Annotated in this window: 12 protein-coding genes; 11 read left to right on the top strand and 1 reads right to left on the bottom strand. The window is 65.2% G+C overall.

Annotation, left to right across the window (positions count from 1 at the left end; translation table 11 throughout):
• The first annotated feature begins 490 nt into the window (after positions 1–490).
• The 5 genes from ACH0CP_RS10335 to ACH0CP_RS10355 are packed head-to-tail and all read left to right on the top strand — an operon-like array spanning position 491 to position 4,603.
• The gene (locus ACH0CP_RS10335) at positions 491–727 is read left to right on the top strand and encodes a hypothetical protein (protein WP_406888884.1); all 237 of its coding nucleotides are present in this window, start codon (positions 491–493) and stop codon (positions 725–727) included.
• Complete coding sequence (locus tag ACH0CP_RS10340; RefSeq protein WP_406888882.1) at positions 714–2,147, top strand: ABC transporter ATP-binding protein; 1,434 nt, start codon at positions 714–716, stop codon at positions 2,145–2,147. The genes ACH0CP_RS10335 and ACH0CP_RS10340 overlap by 14 nt, the downstream gene beginning before the upstream one ends.
• Positions 2,131–3,195 (top strand): efflux RND transporter periplasmic adaptor subunit, encoded by a 1,065-nt coding sequence (locus ACH0CP_RS10345; protein ID WP_294444578.1) that lies wholly within the window; start codon positions 2,131–2,133, stop codon positions 3,193–3,195. Before ACH0CP_RS10340 ends, ACH0CP_RS10345 begins: the two co-directional genes overlap by 17 nt.
• A complete protein-coding gene (locus tag ACH0CP_RS10350) occupies positions 3,192–4,097 on the top strand; it encodes a TolC family protein (RefSeq protein WP_406888880.1) in 906 nt (301 codons plus the stop codon). Before ACH0CP_RS10345 ends, ACH0CP_RS10350 begins: the two co-directional genes overlap by 4 nt.
• Positions 4,028–4,603: a TolC family protein gene (locus ACH0CP_RS10355; RefSeq protein ID WP_406888878.1), complete on the top strand. Its 576-nt coding sequence runs from the start codon at positions 4,028–4,030 to the stop codon at positions 4,601–4,603. Before ACH0CP_RS10350 ends, ACH0CP_RS10355 begins: the two co-directional genes overlap by 70 nt.
• Here ACH0CP_RS10355 and ACH0CP_RS10360 read toward each other — a convergent pair.
• Complete coding sequence (locus ACH0CP_RS10360) at positions 4,569–5,303, bottom strand: TetR/AcrR family transcriptional regulator (RefSeq protein ID WP_406893912.1); 735 nt, start codon at positions 5,301–5,303, stop codon at positions 4,569–4,571. The genes ACH0CP_RS10355 and ACH0CP_RS10360 overlap by 35 nt on opposite strands.
• Before the next feature lie 470 nt (positions 5,304–5,773).
• Here ACH0CP_RS10360 and ACH0CP_RS10365 point away from each other — a divergent pair, with 470 nt between their 5' ends.
• The 6 genes from ACH0CP_RS10365 (at position 5,774) to ACH0CP_RS10390 (ending at position 12,157) form a co-directional block, all read left to right on the top strand.
• Positions 5,774–6,628, top strand: coding sequence for an SDR family oxidoreductase (locus ACH0CP_RS10365; protein WP_406888874.1), 855 nt, complete (start codon positions 5,774–5,776; stop codon positions 6,626–6,628).
• A gap of 90 nt (positions 6,629–6,718) precedes the next feature.
• Positions 6,719–7,549 (top strand): phytanoyl-CoA dioxygenase family protein, encoded by an 831-nt coding sequence (locus ACH0CP_RS10370; protein WP_406888872.1) that lies wholly within the window; start codon positions 6,719–6,721, stop codon positions 7,547–7,549.
• A 37-nt stretch (positions 7,550–7,586) separates the two neighbouring features.
• Positions 7,587–8,528, top strand: a complete 942-nt coding sequence (locus tag ACH0CP_RS10375) for an SDR family NAD(P)-dependent oxidoreductase (protein ID WP_406888870.1) — start codon at positions 7,587–7,589, stop codon at positions 8,526–8,528.
• Between the two features lie 41 nt (positions 8,529–8,569).
• Positions 8,570–10,387: a flavin-containing monooxygenase gene (locus ACH0CP_RS10380; RefSeq protein ID WP_406888867.1), complete on the top strand. Its 1,818-nt coding sequence runs from the start codon at positions 8,570–8,572 to the stop codon at positions 10,385–10,387.
• A 15-nt stretch (positions 10,388–10,402) separates the two neighbouring features.
• On the top strand, positions 10,403–11,278 hold the full coding sequence (locus ACH0CP_RS10385) for a phytanoyl-CoA dioxygenase family protein (RefSeq protein ID WP_406888866.1): 876 nt from the start codon (positions 10,403–10,405) through the stop codon (positions 11,276–11,278).
• A 117-nt stretch (positions 11,279–11,395) separates the two neighbouring features.
• On the top strand, positions 11,396–12,157 hold the full coding sequence (locus ACH0CP_RS10390; RefSeq protein ID WP_294444587.1) for a crotonase/enoyl-CoA hydratase family protein: 762 nt from the start codon (positions 11,396–11,398) through the stop codon (positions 12,155–12,157).
• Positions 12,158–12,576 lie beyond the last annotated feature (419 nt).

Genomic DNA, 12,576 nt, shown 5'->3' on the forward strand with positions numbered 1-12,576 from the left:
CGATTGCAAGTTGTGATCGATGCCGGTCCCCGCAACCAACGATATTACAACAGCCCCGTCCCTCATCGGACGGGGCTTTGTTGCATCCAGGCCTCCCGCTGTCGCCACCTCCAGCATCCGGAACAGGGCGCAGCGTGCCGGGCTGACATCAGAGGCGCTCTTTTCATAACGCCTCGGCGCCCGCCCGCCACCCCGAGATCTCAGCGCCAGCTCGTGGCGTGGCGGATCGCGACGTCGACAGGAACGTCGTGCAACCGGCGGAAACGCGCCTCGACAAGGCTGAACAGACCACAGCATGCGCTGATCGCATCAACACGGCGTTCCGGTTTGCAGTCTGTCGATGCCTGATGGGCCAGATCGACAAGTTTTCGGTTAACGTATTCAGCAACAGAGACTGAGGGCCCGCGACCTCGGGGAGGCTTAAAAAATCTGGAGCGTGTCTCTTGGCAACGGAAAGTAACAAACTGTTAGGATTGAAAGATGTTCGGCGGTGGATCACGCAGATCCTTTTGCCGGACGCATCCTTCATGAGGATGGCGATCATCTACGGCATCGCAATCAGTTTGTTATCCTTGGCGACGCCTATATCTGTTCAATTGTTGATAAATTCAGTTGCGAACACGGCCCTTCCTGCGCCCTTGTTCACGCTGTCGATGATCCTTCTCATCCTGTTGTTGATTTTCGTCGCACTATCGGCGTGCCGCATTCACCTGATGGCGTTGTTTGAACGCCGGCTATTTGCGCGGGTCGTGGCCGAGATCACGTTGCGCGCCGTTCAAGCGCAAAACCCGTTCTTCAACGACGAACGGCGCGGCGACCTGTTCAATCGCTATTTCGATCTGATCACCGTGCAGAAGGCGATTCCCAGCCTGTTGATCGGCGGCTTTGCTATCCTGCTTCAGGCCGCGGTCGGCCTTGCGGTGACGAGTTTCTATCACCCCTTCTTCCTCACCTTCAATCTGCTGCTGATGTTCTGCATCTGGCTGATCTGGCAACTGGGCGTCGGCGGCGGGGTGCGAACCGCGGTCGGCCTCAGCCATGCCAAGCATGATGCCGCCCGGTGGCTGGAAAGCGTCGGCAGTTCCAACGGCTTCTACAAGTCGCATCGCCACCTGTCGTTCGCGATGGATCGATCAGACGCGATGACCGCCGCTTACGTGGCGGCGCACCGGCATCATTTCCGCTACACCTTCACGCAGAACATCGCGTTCATGCTGCTCTATGCCGTGGCAAGCGCGGCGCTGCTGGCGCTTGGTGGCTGGCTTATCATCCAGAACCAGCTTTCGATCGGGCAACTGGTGGCGGCCGAACTGATCCTTTCGGGCGTCTTCTACGGCATTTCGCAGCTCGGCATCTATGTGGAGTCCTTCTACGATCTTGCCGGATCGCTGGAGGAGCTGTCGCTGCTCTACGCGATCCCCCAGGAGCGCTCTGCGGGCCACGAGGGGCGCCGTCCGCGGGACGGGTCGGTCCGGCTGCGCAACGTGGCGTTCGGCGAAGACCGGTTCGATTTCGAGCTCGATAGCGGGGAGCGGCTGGTCGCCGTGGCCGAACCGGGCGCCGATCATGCCGTCGCGCTGCTGCTGAAGCGCCATGTTCATCCCGATCGGGGCATGGTGATCGTTGGTGGCGCCGATCTTGAGGCGCTCGACATGTACCTGCTGCGATCGGACGTGACCGTGCTCGATCGGCCGAGCATCGTCGAGGTTACGATCCGTGAATATCTTCGGCTCGCGCAGCCCGATGCGCCTCCCGCGGCGGTGATGGACGTGATCGCGCTGGTCGGGCTGGAAACGCGCATCGCGCAGCTTCCCGAGGGGCTCGACACCATGCTCTCCGCGTCCGGCAGCCCTCTTCTCATCGACGAGGTGATGTCGCTGAAACTTGCCGCGGCGCTGCTCCGGCGGCCGCGGGTGCTGATGCTCTCGCCGCTGTACGACATGCTGCCCAAGGCGTGCCTGACTGCGGCGCTGGATCAGCTTCGCACCAGCGAAACGACGGTGCTGCTCTTCTCCAACCGTCCGGAGGAGATCGCGCTCGACGGCTATCTGTGGCTCGGTCGCAAGCGACAGGAGAGGGTGGCGAATCCGGAGGCGCTTGCCGCCCGAACTGGTGGGGTGGAGGTGAACGATGCCCTTCCGCGCTGAACATATTACGCACTTCCAGACGCTGGCGTCGCTCCGTCCGCCCCGGGCGCTCACCGCGATCGGCTGGATGCTGGCGATCGGCATGGTACTGGTGACGGTGCTGCTGTTCGCCGTCCCCTGGGTTCAGACCGCTGCAGGCGCCGGTCAGGTCGCGGCGCTCAACCCCGGAGACCGGGTGCAGGCGATTACCGCGCTCGTGCCCGGGCGGGTGGAGCGTTGGTACGTGCAGGATGGCCAGGCCGTGCGCCGCGGCGATCCGATCGCCCGGATCGTCGATAACGATCCCGATCTGCTCACCCGCCTGGCGGCCGAGCGTGACCAAGTGGTGGCGGAGATCGCTGCCGCAGAACAGGCGCTGGCCGTGGCCCGCGTCGACGTCGACCGATCCCGGCAATTGCTGGAGGAAGGGTTGATCGCGCAGCGCGACCTGGAGGCACGCCAGATTGGCGTGGCCGAGCGCCAGGCCCGGATCGCAGACGCGCGCGCGAAGCTGACGCGGGTCGACATCTCGCTGAAGCGCCAGTCGGTGCAGACCGTCTATGCGCCGCGCGACGGGCGGATTCAGCAGATCAATGCCGCCGCTGGCGCGACGCTGGTCAGCGCGGGTGATCTGCTGGCGACGCTCGCACCGGAAGCGCCGGTCCGCGTCGTCGAGTTGATGGTCGTCGGGCGCGACGTGCCACTCGTGAAGCGCGGACAACCGGTGCGGCTGGAGTTCGAAGGCTGGCCCGCCATCCAGTTCAGCGGCTGGCCGTCGGTGGCAAGGGGTATGTTCGACGGACGCGTGCGCTCGATCGATCCGGCGCCGCAGACCACCGGGCTGTTCCGGGTGCTCGTCGAGCCCCGTCCCGGCTTTCCGCCATGGCCGGATCAGGACTTTGCCCGCGTCGGCGCCAAGGCACGCGGCTGGATCCAGATGGAAACCGTCTCGGTCGGCTACGAACTGTGGCGGCAGCTCAATGATTTCCCGCTCGAGTTCCGCCGCCCGGCAAGCGACGCCAAGCCAGCCGGCGAGGTCGAGCCGATCGTGAAGGTGAAGGCGAAATGAGGCGCTTCCTGCTTCTCGCCGCGGCCTTGCTGTTGCCCGCCAAAGTGATCGCGCAGCCAGGCGTCGCGCCCTTGTCCCTCGACGAGGTACTGCGATCCTCCGCCACGCATTCGCCGCAGATCGTCGAGGCGCTGGCGCGGGTTCGCTCGGCAGAGGGGCGCGAGCTCTCCGCGGCCGGGGCGTTCGACACGGTGTTCCAGGGCGAGGCGCGCAGCCGGCTGAGCGGCTATTATGACGGGAGCGTCGTCGAGAGCCGGCTGTCGCGCCCGCTCAGCAATAACGGCGGCGAGGCCTATGGCGCCTATCGCCTCTCACGCGGCGCCTTCCCGGTTTATGAGGATCGCAACTACACCAATCGCCGGGGCGAGGTGAAGATCGGGGCGACCTTCGCCCTCATGCGCGATCGACTGATCGACGAGCGTCGCGCCCGGCTGGGGCTCGCGGCGGCGGACGTCGACATCGCCCGGTTCGAAGGCGAGCTGGTCGCGATCGGCGTGCAGAGCAGGGCGCTGCAGGCCTATCAAGCCTGGGTCGCCGCCGGGCTGCGGCTCGCGATCTACCGTAGCCTCCTCGATCTTGCCGTGCAGCGCCGCTCCAGCATTGGCCGGCAAGTGGCGCTGGGCGCACAGCCGCGTATCCTGGAAACCGAGAACGAGCAGAATATCGTACGACGGCGTGCCCTGGTGGTGCGGACCGAACTGGAGCTGGCGACGGCAGCGAACACGCTTTCGCTCTATTACCGCGACGCGAACGGCACGCCGATCGTCCCCGATTCTGCCCGGCTTCCGGACGCCCTGCCGGCAATTCCGCGCGCGCCGCGAACGGCGGGTGCATGGACCTGCCCGATCGGCCGGACTTCAACACGATCATGGCCCGGATCGGGCAGGCGGAGGATCGCTTGATGCTCGCCGAGAACGAGCTGCGTCCCAAGGTGGACGTCTTCGCCGAAGGCGCGCGCGATCTCGGCCCGATTGGTCTGGGCGGCCCATCGCGTGAGGGGACCGACGCGATCGCCGGCGTTCGCTTCTCGGTGCCGCTGCAACGCCGCGTCGCGCGCGGAAAGGTTGCCGAGGTGCGGGCGGAAATCGATGCATTGCAGAGCCGGCGCAGGATGCTCGTCGATCAGGTGACGGCCGACGTGAATGCCATCGTCGTTGCGGTGGATGCGGCAGCGCGGCTGGTGACGCTGGCCAGCGAGGAAGCCGATCTGGCGGAACGCATGGCCCAGGCCGAGCGCCGCCGGTTCGGCCTGGGGGCAAGTGATTTCCTGATCGTCAACCTGCGTGAGGAAGCCGCCGCCGATGCCCGCATCCGCCTGCTCGACGCCGATTACCGGCTCGCGACAGCGCGTGCCGATTACGTCTCGATCACCGTCAACCGGGAGGCGCTGAGGTTGCCGGCGCTGTAGCGGAAAGCTCCGCTTCGCATTGCACGGCCCGCGCGATCAGGCCGTCGCGCGCGGCATCGCTTGCCGCGCCCGCGAGCAGCAGGGCGTAGCCGAGACGGATCGTCGGGCCGAGGGCGTCTGGCGCGAGATCGCCGGCTACCCAGTCCAGCATCACGGAGCGGAACTGATGGTCGAGCTGTGTCAGCAGCATTTCGGGGTCGATCTCCGGCCGGATCGATCCGTTGGCGGCGGCCTCGTCCACCAGATGCTGCCAGAAGGCGGCGCGCGTGGGGTTGTAGATCGCCTTGCGCACCTCGCCGGACGCGGCGAACACCTCGCGCCACAAGGTTTTGTAGAACGGCGGATCGGCGAGGTAGAAAGCGACGGCGAGGTCGACCGCGGCGAAGATCTGCTCCAGCGGATCGGCGTCGCGCAGGCCCGCGAACCGCGCCTGGAACTCGCGCACGTCCTGAAGCACGCCAAGGATCACCGCGCCGCGCGATCCGAACAGGTTGTAGGGTGTCGCCAGGCTGACTCCGGCACGGGCGGCAAGCGCCCGCATCGAAAGGCCGGTGCTGCCGGATTCGCGGATCATCTCGCGCGCCGTCTGGATGATGCGCCGGCGACGCTCTTCCTTCCCCGCCTCCCGGCGGCTGCCCTTGGCTCCGCGGACGCCAGCACCGGCGCTGGGCATGGCTTGCGGTGGGTCGCGCTGGGTCAACGATCCGGCTCCTTCATCAGCCATGCCGGAGCACCTGTCAGGTTCCGTATGAACTATAACGGGTTGCAACTGACGGCATCGCTACGCTGATCTCGGCCGGTTGGCGCTTCGCAATTCCACCTAGCCGTTGGCGGGTGCAGAGGCGCGAATGAGGCCCCGTCAAAGCGAGAGGAGGGTGGACCGGCGCCACCACCATCCTCTGTCCGATCGGGCCCAGCTGCTGTTTCGGCGGGACGGCATGCACTCGGCCTGGTTCGCGCGATTGGGCACGGGCAAGCAGTTCTAACGGCCGCTGGGCCGCCGTTCGCTCCCGCCGGCCTGACCAACTTACTTACGTTAAGACGGCCGGTTCAGCTCGGAACCCTGCCCGCGCGCCGATGGTTCGCAGCGAAAGCCCAGAACATCAGCGTGTTCGCGCACGTGTCAGTCCTGCTGCCACGAGCGCAGCGCTTGCAACAAGGAGCATCGACATGGCCGATCCCAAGCCCCCGTTCCCCGATCAGCAGCAACCCGTGCCCGGCACCACCGCGGCAATGAACCCGCGGCCGGATCATGGCGAGGAAAGCTATGAGGGCCACGGGCGCCTCGCCGGCAAGAAGGCGATCATCACTGGCGGCGACAGCGGCATCGGTCGCGCGGTCGCCATAGCCTTCGCGCGCGAAGGCGCGGACGTGCTGATCTCCTACCTCAACGAAGACGAGGACGCGCAGGAGACAGCGCGCTGGATCGAGAAGGCGGGGCGCAAGGCCGTGCTCGTCCCGGGCGATATCGGCTCGCCGCAGCATTGCCGCACCATCGTCGACAATGCGGTGGAGGCGTTCGGCCGCATCGACATCCTCGTCAACAATGCCGCGCACCAGATGACGTTCGAGAAGCTGGAGGACATTCCGGACGAGGAGTGGGACATGACGTTCCGCACCAACATCCACGCCATGTTCTATCTGTCGAAGGCCGCGGTGCCGCACATGGGCGAGGGCGGGGCGATCATCAACACAACGTCGGTGAATGCCGACAATCCGAAGCAGACACTGCTTCCCTATGCCACCACCAAGGGCGCGATCCAGAACTTCACCGGCGGCTTGGCGCAGTTGCTGGCGGAAAAGGGCATTCGCGTGAACTGCGTCGCTCCCGGTCCAGTGTGGACGCCGCTGATCCCCTCCACCATGCCGCCGGATCAGGTGAAGGAGTTCGGCCAGGCTTATCCGATCGGCCGGCCGGCGCAGCCACGCGAACTCGCCCCTGCCTATGTGATGCTGGCAAGCGACGAGGCGAGCTACGTCTCGGGCGCGACAATTGCGGTGACGGGCGGCAAGCCGGTGATCTGATTGGCGAGCCGCCAGGCAGCTCCGCGATTTGGGATTAGGTTCTAAGTCGATCGTGTTATATGTTCTCCCGAAAAGACGGGAGAGGATGCCATGGTCGTCGACTGGGCCGAGAAGCGTGCTGCCTATAAGCGGGACGGGGTGGTCCATGTCCCGGGCCTGCTCGATCCCGATCAGCTCGCCGCCACGCTGAAGGCGTGGGAATGGAGCCTCGCCAACCCCACGCCGCGCAACGCCCCCGCGCTGAAGCGCGACGGCACGCCGCTGTTCTACAACGATTCCTTCCACCCCAATGTGCTCGATGGCTATCGCGAGATGCTGGAAAGCTCGCCGATCCCGGCGGCGTGCGCGCAGCTCTGGGGCCGCGACCCCGTCTGGTTCATCTACGAACAGGTGTTCCTGAAGGAAGGCGGCGATACGCGGCGTACGCCCTGGCATCAGGACGGCTCGTACATCCCGATGGATGGCGAGGATAATGCCGTCGCCTGGATCACCTTCGATCCGCTCGTGCGCGGGGACAGCCTGGAATTCATCCCCGGCTCGCATCTTGGCCCGATGTACAACACCTCCGCCTTCGATCCGAAGGATGACACCCGCCCGATCGACGATCGCCTGCCGCTCCCGCGCCTGCCCGACGTCGAGGGCGAGCGTGACCGGCACCGCATCGTCTCCTGGGCGGTGGAGCCGGGCGACGTCATCTTCTTCCACTTCCGCACCATGCACGGCGGCGCGCCGACGCGCCCCGGCCAGCGCCGCCGCACGCTGACGCTGCGCTTCTTCGGTGAGCGCACGCACTATGATCCCAAGGCGGCGAAGTCGCTGCCCAACTTCCCCGACATGGCGACCAAGCTGAAGCCGGGTGACACGATGCGCGCGCCCGGCTTCCTGCGCCTCCACCCCAAGGCCGCGGCGTCCGCCGCGTGATCCGGCGCCGCGCCAACACGACAAGGAGAGCATCGCGATGAAGGATTTCGGCGGAAAGCTGGCGGTGGTCACCGGCGGCGGCACCGGCATGGGCCGCGAACTGGTGCGCCAGCTCGTCGCGCAAGGCGCCAGCGTCGCGATGTGTGACCTGTTCGCCGAAACGATGGCCGAGACGATGGCGCTGTGCGAGGCTGACGGGCTGCCCCAAGGCGTGCGCATCACCAGCCACATTGCTGATGTGGGCGACGAGGATCAGGTGACGCGCTTCGCTGCGGAGGTCGCGCGCGATCACCAGAGCGATCACATTCACCTCCTCTTCAACAATGCCGGCATCGGTGGCGGCGGCAGCTTCGTGCTCGATGACCGCGCCGAATGGGACCGCGTGTTCCAGATCTGCTGGTTCGGCGTCTATTATTCCTGCCGCGCCTTCTTCCCGATGCTGGAACGCGCGAGCGAAGGGCATATCGTCAACACATCGAGCGCCAACGGCTTCTGGGCGGCGCTGATGCCGGGCGTGTCGCACACCGCCTACAGCGCGGCGAAATTCGCGGTGAAGGGCTTCACCGAGGCGCTGGTGACGGACCTGCGCAACTATGCCCCGCACATCAAGGCGTCGATCGTCATGCCCGGCGGCGTCGGCACCCCGATCGGTCGCAACTCGCGCCGCGTCCTGTCGGGCGATGTCCTCACCGACGCGAGCCGGCGCAAGCTGCGCCAGCATCTGAAGGCGGTCGGTATCCCGAACGCCGAGGCGATGGACGATGCCGCGCTGGAGGCGGCGCAAGCCGAACTCACCAAAAGGTTCGAGGAACTGGCGCCGACCAGCGCGGCGCAGGCGGCCACTATCATCCTCGATGGCGTGAAGGCGGATCGCTGGCGAATCCTCGTCGGTGAGGATGTGACCCGGCTCGACCGCCGCGTCCGCGCTGATCCCGAGCGCGCCTACGAGCCCGATTTCCTTGCCTACGCCGAGGAATAGCGACGGGGCAGCGACACAAACAAAGAAACTGGAGAGGCACGATGAGCAACGGCGAGACCCAGGAGGCGGCGCTCGAGGCTGATTTCGACATCGAGGCGCTGCGCGCGCGCTACAAGGCGGAACGCGACAAGCGGCTGCGCACCGATGCCGACCGGCAGTACAAGGAATTGTCCGGCGACTACGCCCGCTACGCCGAGGAAGACCCTTATGTCGAACCCGGCTTCACCCGCGAGCCCTTGAGCGATTTCGTAGAGGTCGCGGTGATCGGCGGCGGGTTCAGCGGCATGCTCGCCGCCGCGCGGCTGAAGGAAAAGGGCGTCACTGACCTGCGCATCATCGAGGCGGGCGGCGACTTCGGCGGCACCTGGTATTGGAACCGCTATCCCGGCGCGCAATGCGACATTGAAAGCTATTGCTACCTGCCGCTGCTCGAGGAACTGAATTACCTCCCCAAGGAGAAATATTCCTACGTCACCGAAATCTACGAACACTGCCAGCGGATCGGGAAACACTACGATCTTTACCCGATCACGCTGTTCCAGACGCGCGTGTCGGAACTTGCCTGGGACGATGCGGAAAAGGTCTGGGTGATCCGCACCAATCATGGCGATGCGATCCGCGCGCGCTTCGTCGTCTCCGCGCTCGGCACCGCCAGCCGCGCCAAGCTGCCCGGCATCCCCGGCATCGAGAGCTTCGAAGGGCACAGCTTCCACACCAGCCGCTGGGACTATGGCTATACCGGCGGCGACACGACCGGAAACCTTTGGAAGCTGGAGGACAAGACCGTCGCCATCATCGGCACCGGCGCCACTGCGATCCAGTGCATCCCCGCGCTCGGCCGCCATGCCAAGCAGCTCTACGTGTTCCAGCGCACGCCCTCATCGGTCGACACGCGCGGCAACAAGCCGACCGATCCCGAATGGGCGCAGTCACTTGAACCTGGCTGGCAACGCGCACGGCGGCACAATTTCGCCGACATTATCGAAGGCCGCCCGTTCGAACATGATCTCGTCAACGACAATTGGACCTCGATCTTCCGCGAGGTTCAGTCCTTCGTGATCCGCAATGCCAAGACGATGGGGCCGGAGGCTGCGATCCGCCATGCGGAGGTCGCCGACTTCCGCAAGATGAACCGTATCCGTCAGCGCGTGGACGAGGTGGTGAAGGATCCCGAAACCGCCGAGAAGCTGAAGCCCTGGTACCGCCAGTTCTGCAAGCGGCCGACCTTCAACGACGAATTCCTGCCGACCTTCAACCGCCCGAACGTGACTCTGGTCGACGTCAGCGAAAGCAAGGGGGTGGAACGGATCACGCCCAAGGGGCTCGTCGCCAATGGCCGCGAATATGAGGTCGATTGCATCATCTACGCCTCAGGGTTCGAGATTACGACCTCGTTCAAGCGCCGCGTCGGCTTCGACATCAAGGGGCGGGACGGCGTGCTGCTGCACGATCACTGGGCCAACGGGTACAAGACGTTGCACGGCTTCGCGACCACCGGCTTTCCCAACTGGTTCTACATCGGCGTGTCGCAGAACGGCCTGTCGGTGAACATGACCGCGATGTTCGACGATCAGGCGCAGCACATCGCCTATATCATCGCGGAGGCGAAGAAGCGCGGCGCGACCGAAGTGGAACCGACGCCGGAGGCGCAGGACGCCTGGGTCACCACGATCAAGAAGCTGTCGGTGGTCAACCGCGCCTATCTCGAAAGCTGTACGCCCGGCTATTACAACAACGAGGGCGATCTGGAGGGCGGCCAGGCGGGGCAGACCTATGCGCCCGGCATCAACGCCTTCAACGCGCTGCTCGCCGACTGGCGCAACAATGGCGAGCTTCAGGGGCTGGCGCTCAGGGCCTGATGACAAAGCGCGGCGATGGCGCACAGTCATCGCCGGATCGACGGGAGAGAGACGATGGCGACGATGATCCGCGCCGGTGATGGCGCAGCGAACGATCAGGCCCGGCCCGCCGGCGAGATGGCGGCGGAGAGGCAGCAGCTTCGCGAGGAGGGCTGGTGCGTCCTTCCCGACGTCATCGATGCGGAGACCACCCGCCGTGCGCTCGACCGGCTCTATGCCGCGGCGGAGGCGAGCGAGGCGCGCGGCATCTCCACCTTCATGCCGGTGCTCGATCCCAACGACAGTAACGTGCGCGTCTTCTACCTCCTCGAACATGATGCGGTCTTCCGCGATCTGATCTGCCATCCGCTTGCGCTGGAGATCGTCGAGGCGGTGCTTGGCCGCGGCTTCATGATCTCGAACTTCACCGCCAATATCGCGCGGCCGGGCGCCCGCTCCATGGCGCTTCATTCCGACCAGTCGATCGTCGTGCCGGCGCCCTGGCACGATGCCTGGGCGATCAACATCATCTGGTGCCTCAGCGACGTTCGCTTCGAGAACGGCGCCACGCTGTTCATCCCGGGCAGCCACCGCTGGCAGACGCATGATGACGTGCCGGGCGACGCGAAGGACCGTCTGCGGCCGTTCGAGGCCAAGGCAGGGTCGATCGTCGCAATGGACGGTCGGCTGTGGCACACCTCCGGCGCGAACGTCACCGCGGACGAGGAGCGCGCCCTGCTTTTCGGCTATTACAGCAAGGCGTTTCTACGCCCGCAGGTGAACTGGAACGCGGCGCTGTCGTCCGAAACGCAGCGCGCGGTCTCGCCAGAACTGTTCCAGCTTCTCGGCCTTGGCGTCACCGCCAACACGGGTGAGGCGCGCCACATCAGCCGTAGTGAAGCGGCCGCCTGAGCAGCGCCCGGCTGATACCAGCTGGCCGGATCGCCTGACAGTCGCGCCAGTTGACCGGCCGGAATGTTCAGCGCCACGGCCGCTGCCAAGATCCGATCGACATCAAAGGAGAGGGTGATGAGCGAAGAACTGCTGACGCACGACCAGGACGGTATCCTGGTCATCACGATCAACCGGCCCGAAGCGAAGAACGCGATGACCAAGGCGGCGGCGGAGGGCATCGCCGCGGCGCTCGATCGGCTCGACAGTGAGGATTCCCTGCGTGTGGCGATCATCACCGGTGCGGGCGGCACCTTCTGCTCGGGCATGGACCTCAAGGGCTTCCTGCGCGGCGAGACGCCGTCGGTTGCGGGCCGCGGTTTCGGCGGTCTCACCGAGGCCCCGCCGAAAAAGCCGCTGATCGCCGCGGTCGACGGTTATGCGCTCGCCGGCGGGCTCGAACTGATGATCGCGTGCGATCTCGTCGTCGCAAACGCCTCGGCCAAGTTCGGCATTCCCGAGGCAAAGCGCGGCCTGGTTGCCGGTGCCGGCGGCCTCATCCGCCTGCCGGAACAGATCCCGCCGCGCGTCGCGATGGAGCTGGCGCTGACCGGCGACTTCATCGATGCCGAGCGTGCTTATGCCCTTGGCCTCGTCAATCGCCTGACGGATGGCCCCGCGCTTGATGCAGCGCTTCAGCTTGCCGCGACGATCAGCGCCAATGGCCCGCTCGCCGTGCAGGTCTCGAAGCAGATCATCAGTGAGTATAAGAGCTGGCCGGTCGAGGAACGCTGGAGCCGTCAGGGTGCGCTGATGGGCCCCGTATTCACCAGTGCCGATGCACGCGAAGGCGCCGCGGCCTTCGCCGAAAAGCGCAAGCCAAATTGGACTGGCAAATAAGTCGATCGGCTCATTTGCTGCACTGCAAGTAAAACGTGGATATCACCTCGGGCATGTACCCGAGGTGATATTTCGTTAAGCGTTACCTTATTTCGAGCCACGCGGATTTGCCGCGCACGGATCAATCAAGCCTTTGTCGCTGACTGGGCGTTCAGGCACGGTATAATCTTCGCGGGATAATCTACATCATTGTGTGTCGTTGTTATATTCGACAAAGTCGAGAGAAGACCAGAGTGGAGCTCCGAGTAATTCAGCAGCTCCATTTTGTCATAGCATGAATGTTGCTAGCTAATTGACTTGCGGCCGGACCGTCCAAGGGCGCTTCACGCCTAGGCGGATTTGTCTCATTTTGGTCGCGTTATCGCTCGCCGCCATGTCCTGGCCGACTGGCGCCTGACGTGAAGCTGCCGTATCAATTA

Origin of the sequence: Sphingomonas sp. 179-I 2A4 NHS, from assembly GCF_045369135.1 — a bacterium.
Classification (GTDB): Bacteria; Pseudomonadota; Alphaproteobacteria; order Sphingomonadales; family Sphingomonadaceae; genus Sphingomonas.